Below are 24501 nucleotides of genomic sequence, written 5' to 3'. Positions count from 1 at the left end.
GTTTACCACCAACGATAGAAAAGGCCTATCGAACCGTTCACGGATGATATGCCTTTGTCGATGTAGTCATATTTGTATGCCGTGCCATCATATTTGACACGCACATCGAGCCCAAACGTCCCGTCCTTCTTGAAGAAAAATCTGGAACCGGCCCCGATGCCGTATTTGAAGCGTATTTTTTGATCCTGCGACGACAAAGTGCCGTAATATACGGTGTAATCCAGAATACTTCCCCCGCCGCTGATCTGAATGTAAGGCTGAACCTGCGAAGTCCGCGGCAGAAAAAGGTAGTTGGCAAACAGTTCCACCGGGTATTGCGAAACGGTGCGCGTTTGAACGGCGGAAATCGTGCCGTCCTGTCCATCGTATAACGCCCTCGGTACGCGTTTTTCGAAATACGAGGAGCCGATCTCGCCGCCTATCGACAACGGTGCATTGCGTAGCACCCATTCGATGGAGACCGAGGCGTTCCGAAAGGAGGATTTGTCGATGTAATTATCCTTGAAAGAGCCCATCGGCACTGCTGCCGTGTAGCGGACAGTAGCCAGGTAATGGGTGTAGCGTTCAAAAGGGGATGCAATCGTATATAACCTTGGTTTTTCCTGAGCCAATGCAGGCAGAACACTTCCAAGGAAAAGGGCAATAATGATGATTCTTTTCATTTGGTTACTTGATTTTGAGGTATTCGGACTGTCCGAAAATAGAGTCGGCCATTTTATCGACGAGCGCTTGGTCGCCGATTGCCGAGCCGCGGATTTGCGCATCCCAGATCACGTTGAAAGTTTTACCGGAAGGAGTCGTTTGCGGGTTTTTGAAGTCGAGCATCGAAATCAGCCAGGAGCTCTCGCTGGTTTGGTAATAGCCGTAATAGCTCGGGAAACCATAGCCGTAACCGCCCCAATAGCCTCCATAATAAGAAGAGAGCGGTTGGGACACCACATTGAGATACGTATTGGTGATCCACGAAACGTTGATACCCACATCGGGGTTCTGTGTCCGGCTTACGTATTTGTAACCCATGTTTTGCATGTTGGTGATCAGCCGTTGCAGCATGGCACGGTCGATGTCGTCCAGTGACGTTCCGGCGCGGTTATTTTCGACAACGAGCACCGAATCCACGATGCTGAATGTTTTATACTGACTGAAATTGGCAGCTTTGTCGTGGTTGGTAATGTATACCAGCGATTCTTCGTTAGAAAGGTCGCTGATCGGGTCCTTGGAACACGACATGAACCCCAGGCCGACTATCAGTAAGAGGAAAGAGGCTTTTTTGAACATTTGAGTATGACTTTTTAAAATTTGTTAAATAAACGAAACTTTGGAGCCGAATAGTTTAGCGTTTCATAAACTCTGACCGCATCATCCGGCGATTGGTTGGAACGGCCATCTTTCCCGCAGAGCGTCAGGAGAGTATGGAAACAGGGAAATTGTCTCTTTAATATTGAAAACACATTTGGACAATGTTCGTCCGAATCCCCGTAAATTTGCAGCAGTTTAATTTAATCATATGGAATCAAAAGAAGAGATTTTAAGGATCATAGATGTACTCAACGACACCTACGAAAGCGAAGAGGCCTGGTATGGCCCGTCGGTGGTGGAAGCGCTGCGCGATGTAACGCCTAAAATGGCAGAAACCCGCCTGAGCGCCAACACGCATTCTATTGCTGAAATCGTGTACCACATGACCACCTGGCGGATTTTTGCCGTGCGGAAATTGCAGGGCGACGCCGAGTTTGATATTAAAACGCAGGATAAGGACTGGAAGAAATTCCCCGTGGTGGACGAGTTTGAATGGGAGGCAATCCAGATGGAGCTGAGCCTTTCACAGGAAGAGCTGGTATCGGAGCTGGAAAAGGTTGCGGATGACAGCTTCCTGGAAGAGTTCGTGCCGGGCCGCGACTATTCTTACTACACCATGATCCATGGGGTGATCCAGCACGACGTTTACCACGCCGGGCAGATCGGACTCATTAAAAAAGCAGCAAAGGCCATGCGCCTGGAAGAAGACGACGATTACGGCGCATACGGCGACCGTTCGGACTACGACAATTCCGCAGATTATTACTGAAACTTGCATGAAATTCTGTAAAAATAGGCTCGCACCTATTGTTTATAATAGAAATTGTATATTTTGCATTACAATGGAGCGATGGATATTGAGAAATGCCAACGTTCTAATGGTGTGGATATAGACAAAAAGGCTGCCCGATATTTCGGACAGCCTTTTTTTAAGCAAAAAATCTGTGCAACATTTGGCACTTTAAACCGCCCGATCTTCCTATGAAAATACTTATCGTTGAAGACGAACCGAAACTCGCCGGATTCTTGAAAAGAGGGCTCGAAGAGCAGTCCTGGGAGGTGGAACTGGCTTATGACGGACAAGTCGGTAAGAAAATGGCTTCCAATTACCGATTCGACGTAATCATCCTGGATGTGAACCTGCCGCTCCTCAACGGCTACGACCTTGCCAAACAACTCCGCGCCGACGGCCTCACCACCCCGATCCTGTTTCTCACCGCATTGGGCACGATCGACGACAAGCTGGACGGTTTCGAAGCCGGTGGGGACGACTACCTCGTCAAACCGTTCGAATTCCGGGAACTCATTGCGCGCATCAAAGTCCTTTCGCAGCGCAATAGCGTTCGCGAGCAATCCAGCCAGGTACTCACCCTGGCCGATCTCGAACTGAACCTCGACGAAAAAGTAGCCCGGAGAGGCGGCAACCGCATTGACCTCACCGCCAAGGAATTCGCATTGCTCGAATACCTCATGCGCAACCGCGGGCGCGTGGTTTCGCGGGTGGACATTGCCGAGCAGGTGTGGGACATCCGCTTCGATACCGGCACCAACGTAATCGACGTTTACATTAATTTTCTCCGCAAAAAAGTCGATAAAGACTATCCTACCAAGCTGATACACACAGTGGTAGGTATGGGATATATTTTCAAGGAAGAATGAATATCAAATCGCGCCTGACGATGCTTTTTACCATGCTGGTAGGCTCCATCATGGCGCTTTTCTGTCTGGCCATTTACTTTTTTTACGATCAATACCGCGAAAAGCAGTTCTATTCTTTCCTGAACGAGCGCGGCCAGACGATCGCCCAGCTGGTAGAAGCCAGCCACGGCATCAGCAAGGCGGATATCGAGAAGATCGAGAAAGAGAACAAAACGATCCTGCTCGACGAAGAAATCACCATTTACGACGGCTCCGACTCAATCATATTCGTGAGCGGAAAAGAAAACCTCACGCTGTCGAGAACCATGCTCACCGAGGCGCGGGCCGGCAAGGAAATCCATACGAAACACAACAAAAAGGAAGTCATCATCATCCGGCACATTTTGCAGGACCACCGGAAGCCGTGGGTGATCGTGGTAATCGCGAACGACTACCTGGGCATGAATCAGCTCAACCGCCTCCGCGAAATCCTGCTCGTAGGCTGGTTGCTGTCCATGATCCTGGTGGGCGTGGCCGGCTGGCAATTTTCGAATGACGCCATCAAACCCGTGGCGGACATTATCGACCAGGTCAACAACATTTCAGCCGGTAATCTGCATGAAAAAGTGCGGGTAGGACGTGAAAAAGACGAGCTAGCATTGCTCGCGGAAACGTTCAACCAAATGCTGACCCGCCTTGAAATCGCATTCGTGGCCCAGAAAAACTTCGTGTCGCACGCGTCGCACGAGCTGCGCACGCCGCTGGCGCTCATCATGAGCGAAGCCGAGCTGAGCCTGATGAAAGAGCGGTCGCCGGCCGAATACCAGGATGCATTGAAGGGAATATGGTCCGAAGCAAAAGAAATGAACGAGCTCGTAAACCGCCTGCTCGAACTGGCCCGGACGGAAGAGAAAACATTCAAGGGCACATTCTCGAAAATACGGATCGACGAAGTATTATGGCATGCAAAAGGCTCGGTGCAGCAGAAAAACCCGGGTTACCAGGTGCATATTCATTACGACAAAATACCCGAGGACGAGGAGCAACTAAAACGCTTTGGCGACGAAAGCCTGCTCAGGACTGCATTTTTGAACCTGATGGACAATGCCTGCAAATACTCGCCCGATAAAACCTGCAACGTTTTTCTGGAAATCAAAAACAGGCTGATCATCATTTACTTCCGCGATATGGGAATCGGCATTGCCCCGGAAGAGCTGCCGTACATTTTCGATACATTCTACCGCAGCCAGTCCACGATCAGCAAGGCGGGGTATGGCATCGGGCTGGCACTTACGAAGCGGATCATCAATATGCAGGGCGCCAGCATTGAAGTAGAGTCGGCACTAGGCAGCGGCACGACATTCATTTTGAAATTCCCACCTTTTTAACTCCTTTTTAATACAGCGTTAATGCCTCTTTAACAAGGGAAAAGCTCTTTTGCAGTAATCGCATTGAGTTAAATTGAGTTAGGTGAGTAGTAAGAAAAGACTGGCCTTCGGAGCTTCCGGAGGCCAATTTTTTAAATACCCGTTTCCGAAACCCGGAATTTCGTCTGCGTCTGTTCTTCCACGCGCGTAGCGGGCAATGCCTCCGGGTGCTCGTTGGAAATAAATTCGATCAGCTTTTCTCGCACCAGGCAACGCAAGTCGAACGTCTCGCCCGAATTCCTGGCCGACATCAGCGCGCGGATCACCATCAGTTGCCCCTGCGTATCGGTAACCTGCAATGCCCACGCACGTCCGTCCCAAAGCGGTGTGCTGTCGAGCACCTCTTTCAGTTTCGCGCGCAGCTTATCGACGGGCGTGTGGTAATTGAGGTAAAAGAATGCAGTGCCGGTAAGTGCGCTATCATTCCGGGTCCAGTTCTGGAACGGCGTTTCGATGAAATAGGTGATCGGAAGTACAATGCGCCGCAGGTCCCAGATATTAACGACCACGTAAGTCAGGTTAATTTCCTCAATGCGCCCCCATTCGCCTTCCACAATCACCACGTCGTCGATCTTGATTGGCTGCGTAAATGCGATCTGAATACCGGCCATGAGGTTGGCCAGCGATTTCTGCGCCGCGAAACCGATGATCACCGAAGCGATACCGGCGGAAGTGAGTATTCCCACGCCATATTGCCGCACGCTTTCGAAGCTGAGCAGCAGTATCGAAACGCCGATCGTCACGACCATGATCACGACAATGCGTTTCACGAATTTGATCTTCGTAAAAAGCCGCCGCGCCTGGTTGTTGTCGGGGGAGTTGAAATCGAGCTTATCGATCAGAATGCGCTCCACGATGATCACGATCCGGGCCATGAGCCAGGTCGTAATGCCGATGAGCGCGGTTTTACTCAATGCGAAAACCCAGTCGTATTCCGGATTGGAATAAGTATACGTTTTGGCGGTAGCCGTAATGAGCGTGATCGGCACAAAGAAATGCAGCACGCTGGTGAGGTTCTCGCGGATGGCGCGCACCACGGTCCAGTCCCGTCTCGAAGCGGTAACCCGGATAAGGCTGATGACAATAATGCTGATCACCAACCCGATGGTGCCGGCGAGCAGCAGCAAGAGCCAGGGAGAATTGCGGTAATTAATAAGGTCGATAAAATCCATTCACTAATCAGATATCGTTGAGCCGGGCCACGATCATGCCCGTGTGTTTCGGAACCGAAGCGACATACTCCGCCAGGGGCACGCTCGTCATGATCACCTTCTTGCCAGTCAGCGAAGCGTGTATCAGGTACGCGCGGCTGCCAACTTTCGAAATAATGCCCATATGGTTCACATCCAGCCCTTCCACCGACGAGGTGAACGCGACGATGTCGCCGTCGTGCAGCATTGGTTCGGCTTTCTGGATGGCATTTTTAGGAATATACCGGTGTTCACGCGAATTGATCACCGCTTCCTGTTCCTTCACTTTTTCATACACGTCGCTGGGCGCGAGAGAGGGGTAAAGGTTCGCGTGCGTGGTCATAAAGTTGATTTCCTTGTTGAAAGGCACACCACCTACTTTCGCGGTGATGTTTTCCAGGCGCCCGCGTTTCTGGTTTTCGTACATCCAGTCGAGGATATAATGCAGCCGCGAGGGGTAGCCGTCGATAATGCCTTCGCGGTAGCGCAGGCGGGTCAGTTCATTTTTGTATTCTTCAAAAGTCGCATTTTCCGTTTTGGCAACCGCCAGTGCGATCACGCTTTCTACCAATGTAGTGCAGTCGAGGCCATCGAACTTGCAAACGAGCCGCTCTGTCGGGTTACCTTCCAGCGTGCCGGCCACGTAGGGCGTGCCCAGGAATGATTCGCTGATCCGCAGGACCTGCGTACCGATGTCCGGACTGGCGGGCAGCTCCATTTTCTGCACAAAGGTCTTTTGCAGGCTGGCTTGCCCGAACGAGGCCACAGCACCCAGCATCAAAATGGAAAGCACTACAAATCTGATCATACTTATGTCTTTAAACCAGGGTACGTTTACGTCAAAAAATCATTGCCAGGCCATGCGGGAAACTGGCGGATTATGTAAAATTAGTGATCAAAGGCCCGTTTTGCAACGGGCGCGGCGCCTTTGGCCGGGTTACTTCGCCACAATCTCGAATACAAACGCGGAAATCGGTGGGAGTTCGATGCCCACGCCCGTGGAAGTAATATCGGCCGTCCGAAGCTGCACCTGCACCATTCCGACGGGAAACACGGGGCGAAGTTTGTACGAGCCGGTCTTGCCCAGTTTCAGCACATTGGCCCAGGCATCCTGCGGTATTTTAATTGTCGTTTCTACGGTGCGGGATTCGTGGAAGTTGTACACAAACAGCAATTTTTGATTAGCTGTGTGGCGTAAATAGCTGTAAATGATTGTTTTGTCGTAGTTGGCAGACTGCCCATAAGCATTCACATATTGCAGGTCATAGAATCCGCCGGCATACACGGCTTCGTTTTTCAATACAAATTCATTCAAATCTTTGTAAAAGCTGCGGAGCGTTTTCTGCTCGGTCGTGAGCAGCGCGTCATCATACCGGCCGCCATTCACCCATTGCTGAAACTCGGGAACGCCCCAGTAATCGAAAATGGTGGTGCGGCCGTCCTCACCCTGGAAACCTTCCTGTTCGGTAGGGTCCACGCCCAATTCCTGTCCGAAATAGAGCATTACCGGCCCCGTGTGCAGTGTGGCGCTCAATACCATCGCAGGCAGGGCCGTCCACGGGTTCCCGGCAAAGTAGCGCGACGCAATGCGCTGCTCGTCGTGATTTTCCAGAAACCGCAGCATATGCTCGCTGAAATCGCCCGACTCCTGCTGCCATACCCGCGTAATGTCCTCCGCCGTTCCATTCCCCTCCACGATCCGGCGCAGCGAATTATACAGCCCCACCTTATCGTACAGGTAATCAAACTTGCCCGACTCGATGTAATTCCGGTATTCGGATGGATTGTAGATCTCCGCGATGAAGATCACCGCAGGATTTTCGTGCTTCACTTCCGGGATTACCCAGCCCCAGAACTCCACCGGCACCATTTCGGCCATGTCGCAACGGAAACCGTCCACGCCTTTGCGCGTCCAGTAAATAAGGATATCTCGCATTTTGAGCCAGGTGGAAGGAACAGGGTCGAAATGCAATGCGCGGCCGTTGAGGTAATCCACGCCATAGTTCAGTTTTACGGTTTCGTACCAGTCGTACTGGCTCGGCTGGGCCTGGAACACGTCGTTGCCGGTGGCTTTGGCGGGACGCTCGTGGTAGGGCGTTGTCACGGGCAGCGGCGGTTTGTGGCCTTCGGGCACCACAAAGTCGTGGTTTGGAATGTAATAAAAGTTATTGGAAGGGCTAAAATCAACCGTGTCGTCGTCATCTTCACCAAAATCCCGCACGCCCTCGGGGCGGACGTCGGACTGGTATTGCCGGGCGACATGGTTCGGAATGAAGTCGATGATTACTTTCAAATCGTGGGAATGCGTACGCGCGACGAGGTTTTCGAACTCCTGCATCCGGTTTGGCACCTCCACGGCGAGGTCGGGGTCCACATCGTAATAATCTTTTACGGCATAAGGCGAGCCGGCAATGCCTTTTACGATCAGCGGATGGTCGGGATTAATGCCGAATTGCGAATAATCGGTGAGCGTGGCATGTTCGAGCACGCCGGTGTACCAAAGGTGCGTGACGCCGAAATCCTTCAATGCGGCCAGTGCGGTATCGTCGATGTCGTTGAATTTTCCGCACCCGTTCTCTTCGATCGTCCCGTACACCTTGTTGGTCGTGTTCCGGTTGCCGAAGAGTCGTGTAAATATCTGGTATATAACGAATTTGTCCTTGTTGACGGCAGGCATCTCTTTCTGTTTTATGAATGTAATAGGAAAGTCGGCAGCGCCTTCTGGCGGGGCGTGAAAGCCCGTATTTCGGCCCTGGCGCAGCAAATTGCTAATTTTTACTATTTTGCAAGATATTAAAATTGAAATGATATGCCCTCAATACAAGCTTGCCTTTTTGATCTCGACGGGGTGATCGTGGACACTGCGCAGTTCCATTACATTGCCTGGCGCGAGATGGCGCAAGACCTCGGTTTCGACCTCACACGTGAAGAAAACGAACGACTCAAAGGGATCAGCCGCATGGAATCGCTCGATATCGTGTTGTCCATCGGCGGCGTCCTGTTGTCCGACGAGGAGAAAATCCGCAGGGCCACCGCCAAAAATGCCCGCTACCTCGAACTATGCATGCAAATGACGCCCGACGACGCATTGCCCGGCGTGCGCCGTTTCCTCGACGAGCTGAAACAAAACAGCATCCCGAGCGGCTTGGGCTCAGCAAGCAAGAATGCCAAAGTGATTCTCGAAAGGATAAACATGCTGCATTACTTCGATACGATTGTGGACGGCAACCGCATTACAAAAGGCAAGCCCGACCCGCAGGTGTTCCTCATGGGCGCATCCGATTTGAATGTACCGCCGGCGCATTGCGTGGTGTTCGAGGATGCCGTGGCTGGTGTGCAATCCGCCAAAGCGGCCGGAATGCTCGCAGTGGGAATAGGGGAGGCGTCCATCCTCACGGAAGCCGATATCGTGATCCCCGGTTTTGAAAATTTTGGTTTGCCGCAATTGGAAAACATATGAAGAATTACATTACGCACGATGAATGGTGCATCGTAGAAGAAGGTTTTCACCCCGAACATAACGAAATCACAGAAAGCCTGATGAGCCTCGGCAATGGCCGCATGGGCCAGCGGGGTAATTTTGAAGAAGGGTATTCAGGCAAAACACTGCTCGGTAACTATGTGGCAGGGGTGTATTTTCCTGATAAAACAAGGGTAGGCTGGTGGAAAAACGGGTATCCCGATTATTTTGCCAAAGTGCTCAATGCCTGTAACTGGGCGGGCATCGAAATCCGCATCGGTGCCGATTTGCTCGACCTGAATACCTGCAAAATCGACGATTTCAAGCGGGTACTCAATATGAAGGAAGGCGTGCTCGACCGCACTGCCACAGTGACGCTCTCCGGCGGCAGGAAGCTGCGCATCCATTCCAAGCGTTTTTGCAGCATGGCCGACGACGAGGCCGGAGCAATCAGTTACAGCATGGTGCCGCTCAATTTTACCGACCATTTCAGCATTACCCCTTTCCTCGACGGCAACATCCGCAACCGCGATTCGAACTACGACGAGTCGTTCTGGAACGGGATCGCGCACGAGGCGCAGGCCTGCGAAGGTTACCTGGTGCTCGAAACGAAAAGCAATCCCTACCAGGTGGAGCAATTCCGCGTCGCTACGGGAATGAAGTTCGATTTTAAACTGAACGGCATGCCCGCCGAGCCGGCTGTGCAATATATAGCGCAGGACAAATATGTGAACGGCAGCACGCAGCTGGAAGTGAAGGAAGGGCAGGAGCTTACGATCTATAAATATGCGGTCAACCTGTCGTCGGCAAACTATGCGCACGATGAGCTGTTGCCCAAAGCCAAAGCCTACATCGCCCGCATTGCCGACAAGGGCTTCGACCGCATGTACGCGGAGCATGTGCAGGCGTGGGCAGGCAAGTGGGAGAAAAACGACATTACCATCGCCGGCGACGTGGCCGCGCAGCAGGGTATCCGCTTCAATATCTTTCATTTAAATCAAACCTACACCGGCGAAGACGAGCGCCTGAACATCGGTCCGAAAGGCTTTACCGGGGAAAAGTACGGCGGCAGCACCTATTGGGATACCGAAGCATACTGCATTCCGTTTTACCTCTCCACGGCCGATGACAAAGTGGCGCGCAACCTGCTCGTTTACCGTTACAAGCATTTGCAGAAAGCCATTGAAAACGCAGCCAAACTTGGCTTTTCCGAAGGCGCGGCGCTTTACCCGATGGTGACCATGAATGGCGAGGAATGCCATAACGAATGGGAGATCACTTTCGAAGAAATTCACCGGAACGGGGCCATTGCCTACGCCATTTACGACTACACCCGCTACACCGGAGATGAAAGCTACGTGACGGATCGGGGCCTGGAAGTGCTCATCGGCATTTCGCGGTTCTGGAAGCAGCGGGTCAACTGGTCGGAGGAGAAGGGGCAATATGTGATGCTGGGTGTGACGGGGCCTAATGAGTATGAGAATAATGTCAATAACAACTGGTATACCAATTACATCGCCTGCTGGACGCTCCGTTACACGCTCGAGGTGATCGACAAGCTGTGGAAACAAGATTCCAGGAAACTGAACGAGGTCATTTTCAAAACCAATCTGCAACTTAACACCGAGCTTGCCGACTGGAAGCATATCGTCGACAACATGCATTACCCGTTCGATCCCAACCGGCAGGTGTTTTTGCAGCAGCAGGGATTCCTGGACAAGCAATTGCTCACCGTAACGGACATTGCCGACCAGCGGCCGATCAACCAGCGGTGGTCGTGGGACAGGATATTGCGGTCGTGCTTTATCAAACAGGCGGATGTGCTGCAAGGCCTGTATTTCTTCGAACACGAATTTGATGCGGGGGCCATTCGCCGGAATTTCGACTTTTACGAGCCCATGACGGTCCACGAATCGTCGCTATCACCCTGCGTACATTCAATCCTCGCCGCCGGGCTGGGCCTGCGCGAGAAGGCTTATGAAATGTACCTGCGCACCGCGCGCCTCGACCTCGACGACTACAACAACGATACCGAGGACGGCCTGCATATTACTTCGATGGCCGGCACCTGGATGAGCGTCGTGAAAGGCTTCGCGGGCCAGCGCGTGAAAGACGGAGTGCTGTCGTTCAAGCCCTATCTTCCCGAACAGTGGCAGGGCTACTCGTTCCGGATCGGGTTTCGGGGGAGTTTGTTGAAAGTTTCGGTGTCGAAAGGGAGCGTTTCAATTGAAAATGTGTCAGATAGCGGCATTACAGTGCTGGTGAATGATCAGAAGGTGTTTGTGGATGCGCTGGCTTCTGTGCAACTTTAATCACCGATGGTTTACTTAAAATGATGTTATTTATTCAAAAAATTATATTTTAATTGAAATTTAGCAAACGGTCATAGCAATAATTGTAAATTTCCCTGATTACTTGTAGGTTAGTGGCTTTTGAACCATTAAGCACCCCCATGGTACAGAAAATCCGCTTACTTGTATTGACAGGTATGTTGCTGATGTTGAAGGCGTTATCGCCCCAGCCTTTGTCAGCGCAGGATTTTAGTGAGTGCCAGCGGATTGTAAAAGAACTTCTACCTACGTTCAACAAGTCATTCGAGGATAATAATCCTGCGTTGCTCCGCGACGAGAAATATCAGCGCGGCATCCGTAACCTTCAGGCGGCATACGCCCTCTACCATAAGCAGGCATTCCAATCGTCCGATTCCGCTCAGCGAATGAATAATGAGGCAGTGATCCTGGCGCTTTCAGGCAATTACCAAAAGGCGTTGCACATCATGGAAGCGCTGGATTTCGGCGAGTCGGACCAGCAAATGCATTACAACCGCGGGCTTTTTGCATTGCTTTCGGGGAAATTCGATGCGGCCAGGAACGATTTCGGACAATCGCCGGGGAGTTCGGAGGCTAAGCTGAACACGCTTGTTGCATTAGCAAGGCAGAAAAAATTCCAGGAGGCGGAGCAATTTGCCAGTGACAATTCGGCCAAAAGCACCGGCGGGAAATGGAACTTCAACATCGGGATGGTGCACAAATACGGCGGGCGCATGGAAGAGGCCGTGGCCGAGATCACCACGGCGATCCGGCAAAAGGACGAAATGGCATACCGCCTTCAACGAGGCGATATCCTGATGCGGACCGGCAATGAGAAACGCGCCGTGAAGGATTTCGAGAAGGTGGCCCGCACGCACCCAAAAGCGCAGATCCGCTACGCCAATGCATTGCTTTCGCTCAACCAGTTCGGCATGGCGAAAGCCGTTTTTGAAAAATACCTCGAAACCGACGACCGCACATTCCGCGGCGACGCCTACCTGGGTATGGCGCATTCGAGCTACGGCCTGCAACAAACCGGCGAGGCGCAGCGGTACTATAAGCTCGCCTCGACGCTGAAAAGGGAAACGCCCGCGCTGCAATCGGGCATCGCGAACACGCATTTGTCCAAACACGAGTACCAGACGGCCTTCAACCTTTTCGACCGGGTGATCAAGAAAGATTCTACCTACCTGCCGGCTTACCTGGGCCGGGCGGTCGCTTACTACGGGCAGAAAAAGTACGACCTCGCATTGCGGGATTTCAAGAAGGGCGAGAAGGCGCTGAACGAGGACAATAAGTTCTTCGCGGACCTGTTCGTAACCAAAGCTTTTTCCGAATACTATCTCAAACAAACCTCCCAGGCTCAGGAGGATTTCCAGAAAGCGATCAAACTCGACCCCGCGCGCTACGAGGCGCTGGCCGGGCTGAGCGGCATCATGATCGATTCGAAGCGGTATTCCGAAGCGGGGCAATACCTGGCCAGGGCGCTGCAATATGAACAGGGTTACGACCTGATGTGGAGCAATTACGGCAACCTGCTACTGCATTTTGATATGTACAAAAAAGGGTATCAGGTGTTTAAAAAGGCAGTGTCGCTCAATCCGTCCAACGTAAATGCGCAGAATGGCTGGGGCATTGCATTGCTTGAAAACGACCAGCTCGACAAGTCGATGGCGGTGTTCGACAGCCTCGTGCGCGAGAAGCCGGAGCTGCCTTTCCTGCATAATAATCACGGGATCGTTCAGGCATATATCGGTAACCGGCATGACCAGAAACACCAGGTGAACGAAGCGAACACGCGGTACGACGGTGCGTTTGAGGACTTTAAGCTCGCGATGGACGCCGCGCCGGGACGCAAGTTTTACAATGTGAACCAGGGCAATGTGTATCGGTACATGGAGCGGTACGACGATGCCAAACTAAGTTACCAGAGCTATCAGGACAAAAGCGCGCTGAACAACACTGCGGTGATGTACGCAGGCCAGGAGCGCCTCAAAGATGCCAAATACTACCTCGGCGTCGCGCTCCAGATCGACTCGCTGCACCGGGTTTTTCAATACAATATGTCGGTGCTGGTGAAAGGCAAGCAGAAGGAAATGATGCGGCTGGTGGCGTCGTCCGACGAAAACAGCCCGTTTTCCGATATCGGCATTAAATACAGCCGTGACGGTTTTGTGACGATCTATCTCTATGATTACGAATATGACGTACTGACTTTCCCGGGGAGGCATTACATGCCACTGCCCGTGGCCGAATACAAGGAAGATTACTTTATCCCTGAATATGACTTCAAACTGGTGCCTTATGAGAAGAAGAAGGTGCCGGCCGTTAAAAAGAAGCGTGTGCGTTACCACAGTCAGAAGGTCCGGATGCCGGGCAGCAGGGGCCGATCGGGAACCAAATGTCCGATCCTGTTTTAGAAGTTAACCTCGACTAAACTGTCCAAATAACACGTTTTGAGCAAAATTTTCCACGGCAGGCAAGGTGAAATCCCCAACTGATGAAAGTTTTTCCACTATTTTAATCAATGCCAGATAATCGCGTTTCAGATATCGCCGGTGAGTTTTGTGAAGATATTCTTGACTTCGACAAAACTGATCGGTTTGTCCAGGAAGTAGTCGGCCCCGTTTCTGAATGCCTCTTCTCTTAAGTTGGTCATGGCGCTCATCATCACCACTTTTGCAGGTTTGCCAGGGTGTACATCGCGCAACTGGCGGATCGCCTCTACGCCCTTTCCGTCGGGTAAGTTATTGTCTATGAATATCCAATCGGGATTCATCTCCCTGACACAATCGAGACCCTCCGTTAATGAAGCCACCACCCGGATCGATCCCTCCGGTGTTTTAATATTCAGTTGTCTTACTAGAAAATTGCGCATCAACACTCCCAAATCCCTTTCATCTTCGATAATAACAATTTTCATAGCGCTGTGTGAGAAGTAATAATTTCAGCCATCGGTAGTGGAGGTATTTTCCGGCGCTTTCAAGCAGCGTTGGGATTACGAACTAACCTTTGGGTTGACTAGGCAATAATCCTGCCATTTGCTATTTCAAAAAAGTATTTTCGGGCACATTTTCGAGGCTCCGGCGAGGAGCGGGATGTAACATTTTTACACCGTTTAGGGCGCATTTTTTACAGTGCCGTCTGGGGAGTGCATGATTTTGTAAAAATTAAATTCACTAATAATATGCTCATTAACAGGTATTTGTGTGAGTTGTCAAAATGGCCTCGCTGCGCTGGTACAGGATTTTCGACGGATTTGGGGAAAAGGAAAGATCAACATTAAAATCCAGTAAATTATGTCGACGAACAAAATCATCTTAGGAATAGTGACAGCTGCGGTAGCCGGTGCTGTAATCGGCCTGCTCATCGCCCCGGAAGACAGCAAAAGGACTTTCAAAAAGCTGAAAAAGAAAACGAACAACCTAGCCGGAGACCTGATCGCCGCCCTTGAAAAAAGCAAGGAAAAGGCAGCCAATGCAGCCGCCGGTCTTAAAGAGGAAGGCAAAGCATACGCAAACGAAGCGGCTGGTAAAGCCGAAGAATATGTGGATTCGGCCCGTCATCAGGTAGGAAACATTTAAGTCGCGCTGCCATGGAACCCGCAACTGATCCGGCAACATCACGGAAGCCAACGGTTTCCGGAACGGTCGGTTATTTCAAAGATCTGATGGCCGCCGGGCCGGGCGGAGTCGCAGGCCGCGGCGTGGAAATAGGTGTGGGTGCCCTGCTCGGGCGCACGTTTCTGAAACGCCTGCCTACGCCACTCAACCTGGTGGCCCCGCTGCTTGTGGAGAAGGTCATTATGAAATACGGGGCCGAAGAAGGCCGCGAGCTGCTGTTGAAAGGTTTGTACTGGGTCAAAAACGCGACCGAAGACAAGCCAGTGCAGCCGGCCTGAACGGCGAATATCTGATATAAGGCAAACCCTCTGTAACCGGAGGGTTTTGTCGTATACAGGCGGGCAAGGGTTTTGCATTTCGTATAGTGAATTTTCTATGGGCAAATGCCGCCGCCGGTGCTTCCCGAATGTGTCAGAGTAAGAAAGCCAATGGCACGACCGGAGCATAGGAAATGCCGATTTCTTTTGATTTTCAATGAGATGGCAAGACGTTCGGATCGTGTCGCGGAGGCAGCTCCGCCCTGTCCGGACGGCAGAACGAAAGTGTAACCGGTGCGAGGAAAAACGGGTTCGAGCGCTGGTAAAAGGTTTCATGAATGTGGATTCGCTCTACATTCTGAATTATAATACTCAGTATGTGGAAATAACTACGCAATCTTCGGCCAGGCGGCTTTTCGTTGAGTCAACATTAGATAAAGAGTCGTAAATTTAAAGCACCAAGAGAATATCAATTTTACCCTTAGTTGCTATATGCAAAGACAGACGCAGACGCAGAGACAGACTTTAAAATACTCTCCCTTGCAAATTCAGATGCTGAATTTACTGCACCTGACTACAATGGAGCTTGAACAAAGGATTAAGGAGGAGCTGGAAGAAAATCCGATACTGGAAGAAGGGAAAGAGGATAGTACGTCTGAGGAAGCGCCCGAAGAGTTCGATGATGCGGATATTTCATCGGGTGGCGACGATAATACCGTTCAGGACTATTATGACTGGGATGAGTTCCGTGACGATGATATTCCCGACTACAAAACTTATGCAAACAACCAGTCGGCCGATAACGAACTTTACACCCGGCCGATGGTGGAGGCCATTTCGTTCCGGGATGACCTCAAACAGCAGGTACACTTTCTGCAATTGGATGAGCGTCAGCAACTAATCGCCGACTTCATCCTCGATTCACTGGATGAAGACGGGTTCCTCCGGCGCGAAAGCGATGTAATTGCGGACGATATTTCATTTGCGAACAGCATGTTTATCGATACCGACGAAGTGAACACGATGCTGAAAGTGATCCAACAGCTCGATCCTCCTGGAATTGCGGCCAGTGACCTGCGGGAATGTCTGCTCATCCAGCTCAACCGGATGGATAACCAGAACGATACCTGGAAATGGGCATACAAGATCGTGTGCGACGCATTCGACGAACTGGGTTCGCGGAACTACGATAAGATTATGCGCATTACCGGCCTGGACGAGGAGTCGTTGAAAAAGGCCATACAGCTCATCACGACGCTCAACCCGAAACCGGCCTCGGGCCTGCGGAACGATGCCATCGTGAACGAAAGCATTAAGCCCGATTTCATGCTTTGGTATACCGAAGACGGAGAGATCGAAGTGCAGCTCACCTGGGGCAACAGTCCTGCATTGAAGCTGAATAAGGTATTCACCCAAATGGCGGAAGAAAAGCGCGACAAAGCCACCAACCAGTTCCTGAAAAATAAAATGAACTCGGCCAAGTGGTTTATCGACGCCATCAAGCAGCGCGAAAACACGATGCTGAACACGCTGAAAGCCATTGTGAAACTTCAATACGACTATTTCCAGACCGGCGACATCAAGAAGCTGCGCCCGATGATTTTGAAAGATGTGGCGGAAATCATCGATATGGATATTTCTACCGTATCTAGGGTAACGACCAACAAATATGTTCAGACGCCATTCGGCATTGTGCTGCTGAAAGACTTGTTCACCGAAGGCGTTACCAATGAGGACGGAACCGAAGTTTCGAACCGCGAGATTCAGGAGGCGATCCGCGAGATTGTCAGCGAAGAGGACAAGCGGCACCCTTATAATGACCAACAGATTACAGATATGCTGGCAGTGAAAGGCTACTCCGTTGCACGACGGACCGTGGCCAAGTACCGCGAGCAGTTGAATATACCTACCGCGAGGTTGAGAGTTACTATTTAAAGCAAACCAAAGTTAAGCCCTTGTACCCGGCATGAAAAAAATAGTTGTTGTTGATGATGAAGCGGATATTTGCTTCCTTTTGAAGCGTTTTTTGTCAAAAAATGATTTTATAGTAGAAACTGCCCAGAATGGTAAGGACGGCCTGGCATTGATAGAGTCCATTTCGCCGGACCTGGTCATGACCGATTTCCGGCTCGGGGATATTACAGGCACCGAGCTGCTGACGACCATCAAATCCAAAAGACCCAACGTACCCGTACTGATCATCACCGGCTATTCCGACATTAAGGTGGCCGTGAATGTGATGAAACTGGGTGCATACGATTACATTACAAAACCCCTCTTCCCGGACGAGATCCTCGTGACGGTGAAGAAGGCAATCGCCGACGCGGAAGCCGCTCAGAACGACGAACAGCATTACATTGCCCCGGCGTCGTCCGATGGCATGGCGGAGGCCCCCAAGCCTGCCCGCAAGAGCCAGTCGCGCACGAAGGCAGGTTATGTGATGGGCAACAGCGAGGTTTCCGACAACCTTTTCCGGCAAGTGGACCTGGTTGCGCCGACCAATTTCAGCGTGATTATTTACGGGGAGAGCGGCTCGGGTAAGGAAGCGATCGCCCAGGAAATCCACAACCGCTCGAAACGCAAAGACATGCCGTTTGTAGCGATGGACTGCGGTGCTATTTCGAAAGAACTGGCTGGCAGCGAGTTGTTTGGGCATGAGAAAGGCTCATTTACGGGTGCATTGCAAACCAAAATCGGGCATTTCGAGCTGGCAAACGGCGGTACGCTGTTTCTGGATGAGGTTTCCAACCTTTCCTACGAAATCCAGGTGGCGTTGCTGCGCGTGGTGCAGGAACGCAAAATGCGACGCATCGGCGGCTCAAAAGAGATCGACCTCGACGTGCGGATCATCGTTGCGAGTAACGAGCGATTGCTCGATTCGGCGCGGAACGGGAAATTCCGCGAAGACCTTTATTACCGTTTCAACGAATTTACGATCGAAGTGCCGGCGTTGCGGAACCGCAAGGACGATTTGATGCTCTTCGCAGGCGCATTCCTTGAAAACACCAATGCAGAACTGGGCAAGAATGTAAGAGGGTTTTCGGAAGAGGTCAAAAACGATTTCCTCAACTACTCGTGGCCGGGTAACCTGCGCGAGCTTAAAAACGTGATCAAGCGCGCGACGCTACTTTCCGACGGTGAACTGATCGAGGAAAAGGCATTGCCGTTCGAGATCGTCAACTACAAGCGCTTGAAAGATCTGGACGACGAGCCGGCGCCGGCTGCAAGCTCGGTAGTTTCGCTGCTGTCCGACAATGTCGATGGCGAGGAATCCAAGCCCAGCCTGAAAACAGTGGCCAACGAAGCCGAATACGATATGATCATGCAGGTGCTTCGGGATGTTAATTTCAATAAGAGCAAAGCCGCTCGTTTATTGAACATCGACAGGAAGACGCTGTATAACAAAATGAAACAATTTGATATCTGACACCGGAACGGCTAGCGAGGAATGAACAATAAATTGATCCGGGTACTTTTGGTTGATGATGATGAGGATGACTATTTCCTGACCCGGGAGTATTTTCAGGACCTTGTCAACTGGAAATTCGATATTACCTGGTGTGCCACTTTCAAGGAAGCCGAAATACAGATCCGCAACAACAAGTTCGATCTTTACCTATTTGATTACCTTCTCGGTGAGAGCACTGGTATAGACCTGATCGAACTCGCTTGCAGCTTCGAATGCGAGGAGCCCATTATCCTGCTCACCGGCAAAGGCGATACTAAGATCGCCGTGGAAGCATTGCGCCTCGGAGCGGCCGATTACCTGATCAAAAGCGAGCTCGACGCCGAAAAGCTGGAAAGAAGCATCCGCTACGCACTGGAACGCACCTCGGTGCTGAAAGCATTGCGGCATAGCGAGCGGCGCTACCGGCGCGTGTTCGAGGAATCGAACGATTTCCTGTTCATCAGTGACCTCGAAGGCAATATCATCGATTTCAACGAGGCCGCCAGCCAGCTGACGGGCTATTCGGGTGATCAGTTGAAGGAAAAAAAGATTACAGAGCTCGTCGAGGACCCGCTGTTCGCATCACTCTGGAAAGACATTGCCGAGCAGCCCATTCACGACCACGAGGTACGTCTGCTCAACAAGGAAGGCGAAAAGCGGTACTGCCTGTTTTCGGCATCGGTAGAAGTGGACGACGACCATCCGTATATTCAGGGCCGATTGCATGATATGACTGCGCGCAAGCAGTCGGAAAAAGAGCGGTTATTTTCAGAAAAAATGGCGGTTACCGGTCGGCTCGTACGCATGCTTGCGCACGAAGTCCGCAACCCGCTCACGAATGTGAACCTCTCGGCCGAGCAGCTCGAAATGGAGCTGGCCGACGAAGACCAGAAGTTTTACACACAAATCATCAAACGCAACTGCACGCGCATTAACGACCTCATTACGCAGCTGCTGCAACCATCCACTTCGGAGGACATCGAGCTGATCGAAAGCTCCGTGCATTCGGTGCTCAGCCAGGCCATTAATGCGGCGCTCGACCGCGTGCAGCTCAAAAGAATCCAGATCGTGAACGAATTCGCGAGCGACGAACTTGCGTTGCCGCTTGATCAGGTTTCGTTGCAAATGGCTTTTCTTAACCTCATTACCAATGCCATCGAGGCGATGGAAGAGGACCGGGGCGTGTTGCGCATCGCCACCCGCAGCCAGGGCGACCAGATCCAGGTGATGTTTACCGACAATGGCGCGGGCATCAGCGAGGAGCACATGGACAAGATCTTCGAACCCTACTTTACCGGCAAAAACAACGGAATGGGTATCGGCCTGTCGACGACCATGAGCATTATTCACGCGCATCATGGCCGTATCGAAGTGCAATCGGAGCTCGGCGTGGGTACTACATTTACCATCAGCTTTCAATCCGCCAAATAGCCGCTACCGGGCTCACGCCCGGATTTTCCGGTTGAAAAACCCGTAAATGATCGGGAATACCAGCAGCGTAAGCACGGTTGCGGTGATGAGCCCGCCGATCACGACGATCGCCAGCGGTTTCTGAGTTTCGGAGCCGATGCCGGTGGAAATAGCCGCCGGCAGCAGCCCGATGGCCGCCATCAGTGCCGTCATGATCACCGGCCTGATCCGTGACTTCACACCTTCCCGTATCGCCTCGTCGAGTGTCATTCTTGCAGCCAGGTTTTTGTTGAATACTGAAATCAATATCACCCCATTCTGAACGCAGAGGCCGAAAAGGGCTATAAAACCGACGCCGGCCGAAATACCGAAGTTCATATGCGTGATGTGCAGCGCGAGTATTCCGCCGATCAATGCAAACGGCACATTGATGAGCACCAGCCCGGCATCCTTCGCATTGCTGAACATGATGAATAGCAGGATGAATATGCCTACGAGGCTGATCGGCACCACCTGGCCCAAACGCGCCGTAGCCCGCACCTGGTTTTCAAACTCACCCGACCAGCTCACCGAATAGCCTTTCGGTAACGACGCAAGCAGCGGTTTCACCTTCGATTGCGCTTCGGCGATGGTACTGCCGAGGTCGCGCTCGCGGACGGAAAATTTCACCCCGATGAAGCGCTTGTTATTGTCGCGGTACACGAATGCCGGCCCGGTAACCGTGCGGATGGAGGAGATTTCTTTCAGCGGGATTTTACCGCCCGTGAGGGTAGGCACCATCAGTTGCTGAATGTCATCGACGGTGCGGCGGTATTGTTCCTCATAACGTAGCCGGATATCGAATTTCCGCTCTCCTTCGTACAAAATAGAGGCAGTTTTACCGCCGATCGCCATTTCGATCACGGCCTGGGCATCGGCAATGCTTACGCCGTATTGCGCCATTTTATGGTCGTGGAGGATCACACTGATTTCTGGCTGGCCGATGTTGCGCAGGATGCCCACATCCTTGATACCAGGCACGTTCTGGATTTTTTCGAGTACCTCATTGGCCTTGGCATTCAGGGTTTCGAGGTCATCGCCGTAGATTTTCACTGCATTACTGGCATTCATACCTGCCACAGCCTCGGCCACATTGTCGATGATCGGCTGTGAATAATTGTAGTTGATGCCCTGGAATTGTTTCAGTTTCGCATCCATTTCCTCGATCAGCTCGTCCTGGCTGATCTTGCGCTTCCATTCCGCCTTCGGTTTCAGGTTTACCTGCATTTGCACATAATAGAAGCCGGACGGATCTGTGCCGTCGTTGGAACGGCCGGTTTGAGATAACACCCCATTCACTTCCGGGAATTCGTTGAGTTTGGCTCGAAGGGTGGTTACCATCTTCACCGTTTCGGCCAGGGAGCTGCTCATCGGCATTTTGGCTTCCACCCACAATGCGCCTTCGTTGAGCGTTGGCAGGAACTCGGTGCCCAGGAATTTGGCGGAAAACAGGGTAATCCCCAAGAATGCAGTTGCGAGCACCACGCTCAGTTTTTTACGTGCATAGCACCATTCAAATCCCCTGACCACAGTTTTATCAAAGAAGCGAACCACCGGGTTGCTCTTCTCGCGCACATTCTTTTTCAACAAAATAGAGCAAAGCACAGGCACCAGTGTGAGGGTGTACAGCAGCGCACCAAGCAACGCGAAACCGAGCGTGTAAGCAAGCGGCGTAAACATTTTGCCTTCCACTTTCTGGAAACTGAAAATGGGGATCAGCGCGGTGATAATGATGAGTTTGGAGAAGAAGATCGCTTTGCCGAGCTCACCGCCGGTGCGCTTGATGAGGCCCAGTTTCGAGAGTTTGTTGTAGCGGTCCATCCCATTTTTGTGCGCGAGATGGTCGAGCGCCACGAAAATGCCTTCCACCATCACCACCGCACCGTCGATGATGATCCCGAAGTCGATCGCGCCCATGGAGAGGAGGTTGGCCGACATGCCCATCAATTTCAGGCACATGAATGCGAAAAGCAATGCGAGCGGGATGATGATGGACACGATCACTGTCGTGCGCCAGTCGGCCATGAACAGGAACACGATCACGGTCACCAGCACAATGCCTTCGACGAGGTTATGCTTTACGGTATGCGCGCAGAATTCGATAAGGTTATCACGGTCGTAGAACGTGACCATTTTTACATCCGGCGGCAGGATTTTCGTGTTCAGCTCTTCAATTTTATCCTTCACACGCGCCAGCACCTCGCTCGGGTTTTCGCCTTTTCGTTGTACGACAATGCCCTCCACGACGTCATCATTCCCATCCAGCCCCACTTGTCCCACACGCGGCATATCGGATTCTTTCACATCGGCCACATCTTTTACGAGCACGGGGTAATCCTTTACATATTCGACGATAATGTTTTGAATGTCAGGGATGGAGTTCAAAAGCCCGATCCCGCGCACCACATATGCCTGACCGTTCTTTTCGATCACATCGCCGCCGACATTGATATTGCTTTTGGTAACAGCCTGGTACACTTCCAGCGGAGTAATGTTGTATTTCACGAGCTTGGTAGGGTTCACCTGCACCTCGTAAATCTTATCGCGGCCGCCGAACGCCACCACGTCGGCTACACCCGGTACGCTGCGCAACTGGCGGTCGATCACCCATTTGTGCAAGGTGAGCAGCTCGCGGCTGTCGCGGTCCTTGCTTTGCAATGTGAACCTGAAAATTTCACCCGTAGGGCCGTAGGGCGGCTGCACGTCCGGCTCCACGCCGTCGGGCAGCGATACCGTGCGAAGCTGGTTGTTGACCTGCTGCCGCGCGAAAAAGTCCTCGACATTATCATCGAAAATGATTTTCACAATGCTCAGCCCGAACATGGTCGTGCTCCGCACATTGGTTTTTTGCTGCACGGAGTTCATCGCGACTTCGATCGGCACGGTCACAAACCGCTCGATTTCCTCCGCACTGCGTCCGTTCCATTGCGTAACGATGATGATCTGCGTGTTGGTCACGTCGGGAAACGCTTCCAGCGGCGTATGCTGGTAGCTGACAACCCCCGAAACGATCAGCAGGCCTGTCATGAAGAAGATGAAGAACCGGTTCTTGAGCGAAAAGCCCACGATGCCTCGGATGAATTTGTTCATTGGTCAATGATTAATGACTGAATGATTGAATGATTGAATGATTGAATGAGCCGCCGTGGAACGGGGAATGATTGAATGAGCCGCCGCGGAACGGGGAATGATTGAATGATTGCGTTAATGTGCCGCTTTGGAACGGGGAATTTGCGAATGCGTGTTTGTGGGCGAGCAGATTGCCCTATTCGGTCATTCAATCATTCAATCATTCAACATTAATCATTCAGCGCGTCATAAACGAGTAGCTGGTTTTTGGAAATGATCGCTTCTCCGGGTTTGAGGCCTTCGCGTATGTAGGTGGTGTTCGCGAGGGAGCGATAGACTTCAACCGGGCGGGTTTCGATTTTGGAGCGGCTGTGGTATACCATTACCCAGTTCTTGCTGCGGTCGAAAATAACGGATTGGGACGGGATAGCTTGCATTTGCTCGCCTTCCTCGAAATTAAGCGTCACCGTCGCGTGCATTTCGGGTTTGAGTTTGAAACCTACATTCTGCAATTGAATGCGGATTTTCATTGCCTTTGTGTCCGGGTCGAGGACGTTGTAGATTTTATCGACCTTGCCTTTGAAAACTTCGTCCGAAAAGCTGATCGTGCGCACTTCCGCCTGCATGCCGAGCTTGATGCGCGGGATGTCGCTTTCGTTCACATTGGCCATTACCCATACGTCGGCGATCTGGCCGACCGTGAAAAGGCTTTCGGAGTTGTCGGAGCGCAGCTGCATGCCGCGGTTCACGTTTTTGTCGATGATGAAGCCGTTAATGGGCGATTTCACCGTGTAATTGGTGGATTTGCCCAAACCATAAATGGAAAACACTTCCTTCACGCGGTTCAGCTCGGCTTGCGCTTTATCCACAATCTGCCGCGCCGAAATCACATCGCGCTCGGGTACGAGCTTGCTTTCGAACAAATCCTCGGTCGACGACAGGTTTTTTCGGGCAATCAGGAGATCGGACTGCGCCTGGATCATTTGCCGCTCAAAATCGGCCACCTCGCCGGAACGGATCGTGGCGAGTTTCTGCCCTTTCCGCACATTATCGCCCAGTTCCACATCCACTTCTTCCACATTGCCGCCCACGAGCGGGTACACTTTAATGACCTGGTTTTCGTCCGGCACCACTTTGCCGACGAGCGTCAGTTCATTCCGCACCGGCTCGGTCCGTACCGTGTCGATTTTAATGCGGCTCATCATCGTATCCGAAAGCATAAATGCCTTCGATTCCTCGTTTTCAATCTTTTTGGTTCCGCAAGATGCCAGCCACACGCCCATAGCAACCAGCGTTACGACATACATTGTATTTTTCATTGGGAAATGCATT

The 24501-nt window shown here is 51.7% G+C and carries 19 protein-coding genes; 11 read left to right on the top strand and 8 right to left on the bottom strand.

Features of this window, described 5'->3' with window-relative positions; translation table 11 throughout:
- Window positions 1-2: 2 nt before the first annotated feature.
- A complete protein-coding gene (locus tag DFER_RS13670; RefSeq protein ID WP_015812230.1) occupies window positions 3-662 on the bottom strand; it encodes a hypothetical protein in 660 nt (219 codons plus the stop codon).
- A gap of 4 nt (window positions 663-666) precedes the next feature.
- On the bottom strand, window positions 667-1278 hold the full coding sequence (locus DFER_RS13665) for a DUF4136 domain-containing protein (protein ID WP_015812229.1): 612 nt from the start codon (window positions 1276-1278) through the stop codon (window positions 667-669).
- Window positions 1279-1507: 229 nt separating this feature from the next.
- Here DFER_RS13665 and DFER_RS13660 point away from each other — a divergent pair, with 229 nt between their 5' ends.
- The 3 genes from DFER_RS13660 (at window position 1508) to DFER_RS13650 (ending at window position 4325) form a co-directional block, all read left to right on the top strand.
- Entirely contained in the window at window positions 1508-2068 is a 561-nt protein-coding gene (locus DFER_RS13660) for a DinB family protein (RefSeq protein ID WP_015812228.1), read from the top strand.
- A 212-nt stretch (window positions 2069-2280) separates the two neighbouring features.
- Window positions 2281-2958 carry a response regulator gene (locus DFER_RS13655; RefSeq protein WP_015812227.1) on the top strand — a complete coding sequence of 226 codons (678 nt, stop codon included), beginning with the start codon at window positions 2281-2283 and terminating at the stop codon, window positions 2956-2958.
- Entirely contained in the window at window positions 2955-4325 is a 1371-nt protein-coding gene (locus tag DFER_RS13650) for a HAMP domain-containing sensor histidine kinase (protein ID WP_015812226.1), read from the top strand. The genes DFER_RS13655 and DFER_RS13650 overlap by 4 nt, the downstream gene beginning before the upstream one ends.
- Before the next feature lie 131 nt (window positions 4326-4456).
- Here the strand turns inward: DFER_RS13650 and DFER_RS13645 are convergent, their stop codons facing one another.
- From DFER_RS13645 to DFER_RS13635, 3 genes are all read right to left on the bottom strand, one after another.
- Window positions 4457-5536, bottom strand: coding sequence for a mechanosensitive ion channel family protein (locus DFER_RS13645; protein ID WP_015812225.1), 1080 nt, complete (start codon window positions 5534-5536; stop codon window positions 4457-4459).
- A 7-nt stretch (window positions 5537-5543) separates the two neighbouring features.
- Complete coding sequence (locus DFER_RS13640) at window positions 5544-6362, bottom strand: N-acetylmuramoyl-L-alanine amidase-like domain-containing protein (protein WP_015812224.1); 819 nt, start codon at window positions 6360-6362, stop codon at window positions 5544-5546.
- Window positions 6363-6491: 129 nt separating this feature from the next.
- Window positions 6492-8231, bottom strand: coding sequence for an alpha-amylase family protein (locus tag DFER_RS13635; RefSeq protein ID WP_015812223.1), 1740 nt, complete (start codon window positions 8229-8231; stop codon window positions 6492-6494).
- 132 nt (window positions 8232-8363) lie between these two features.
- Between DFER_RS13635 and pgmB the strand changes: the two genes are divergently transcribed.
- From pgmB to DFER_RS13620, 3 genes are all read left to right on the top strand, one after another.
- Window positions 8364-9014, top strand: coding sequence for a beta-phosphoglucomutase (gene pgmB / locus DFER_RS13630; RefSeq protein WP_015812222.1), 651 nt, complete (start codon window positions 8364-8366; stop codon window positions 9012-9014).
- Window positions 9011-11326 (top strand): glycoside hydrolase family 65 protein, encoded by a 2316-nt coding sequence (locus tag DFER_RS13625; RefSeq protein WP_015812221.1) that lies wholly within the window; start codon window positions 9011-9013, stop codon window positions 11324-11326. The genes pgmB and DFER_RS13625 overlap by 4 nt, the downstream gene beginning before the upstream one ends.
- Before the next feature lie 140 nt (window positions 11327-11466).
- Entirely contained in the window at window positions 11467-13743 is a 2277-nt protein-coding gene (locus tag DFER_RS13620; protein WP_015812220.1) for a tetratricopeptide repeat protein, read from the top strand.
- Window positions 13744-13868: 125 nt separating this feature from the next.
- Here the strand turns inward: DFER_RS13620 and DFER_RS13615 are convergent, their stop codons facing one another.
- Window positions 13869-14246, bottom strand: coding sequence for a response regulator (locus DFER_RS13615; RefSeq protein WP_015812219.1), 378 nt, complete (start codon window positions 14244-14246; stop codon window positions 13869-13871).
- A gap of 376 nt (window positions 14247-14622) precedes the next feature.
- Here DFER_RS13615 and DFER_RS13610 point away from each other — a divergent pair, with 376 nt between their 5' ends.
- The 5 genes from DFER_RS13610 to DFER_RS13590 all read left to right on the top strand — a co-directional run bounded on the left by DFER_RS13610 (window position 14623) and on the right by DFER_RS13590 (window position 20082).
- The gene (locus DFER_RS13610) at window positions 14623-14907 is read left to right on the top strand and encodes a YtxH domain-containing protein (RefSeq protein WP_015812218.1); all 285 of its coding nucleotides are present in this window, start codon (window positions 14623-14625) and stop codon (window positions 14905-14907) included.
- Window positions 14908-14918: 11 nt separating this feature from the next.
- Window positions 14919-15224: a hypothetical protein gene (locus DFER_RS13605; RefSeq protein ID WP_015812217.1), complete on the top strand. Its 306-nt coding sequence runs from the start codon at window positions 14919-14921 to the stop codon at window positions 15222-15224.
- Window positions 15225-15755: 531 nt separating this feature from the next.
- Window positions 15756-17138, top strand: coding sequence for an RNA polymerase factor sigma-54 (rpoN, locus tag DFER_RS13600; RefSeq protein ID WP_229206249.1), 1383 nt, complete (start codon window positions 15756-15758; stop codon window positions 17136-17138).
- A 31-nt stretch (window positions 17139-17169) separates the two neighbouring features.
- Window positions 17170-18630, top strand: coding sequence for a sigma-54-dependent transcriptional regulator (locus DFER_RS13595; protein ID WP_015812214.1), 1461 nt, complete (start codon window positions 17170-17172; stop codon window positions 18628-18630).
- A gap of 21 nt (window positions 18631-18651) precedes the next feature.
- Window positions 18652-20082 carry a hybrid sensor histidine kinase/response regulator gene (locus DFER_RS13590; protein ID WP_015812213.1) on the top strand — a complete coding sequence of 477 codons (1431 nt, stop codon included), beginning with the start codon at window positions 18652-18654 and terminating at the stop codon, window positions 20080-20082.
- A 12-nt stretch (window positions 20083-20094) separates the two neighbouring features.
- Here DFER_RS13590 and DFER_RS13585 read toward each other — a convergent pair whose 3' ends face one another.
- Both DFER_RS13585 and DFER_RS13580 read right to left on the bottom strand, forming a co-directional pair.
- Window positions 20095-23190 (bottom strand): efflux RND transporter permease subunit, encoded by a 3096-nt coding sequence (locus DFER_RS13585; RefSeq protein ID WP_015812212.1) that lies wholly within the window; start codon window positions 23188-23190, stop codon window positions 20095-20097.
- Window positions 23191-23399: 209 nt separating this feature from the next.
- Window positions 23400-24488: an efflux RND transporter periplasmic adaptor subunit gene (locus DFER_RS13580; protein WP_041735088.1), complete on the bottom strand. Its 1089-nt coding sequence runs from the start codon at window positions 24486-24488 to the stop codon at window positions 23400-23402.
- Window positions 24489-24501: the final 13 nt, after the last annotated feature.

It is taken from the genome of Dyadobacter fermentans DSM 18053 (assembly GCF_000023125.1).
Lineage (GTDB): Bacteria > Bacteroidota > Bacteroidia > Cytophagales > Spirosomataceae > Dyadobacter > Dyadobacter fermentans.
The sequence above is the reverse complement of the archived record's forward strand: the minus strand, read 5'-3'. Positions and strand labels throughout refer to the sequence as shown.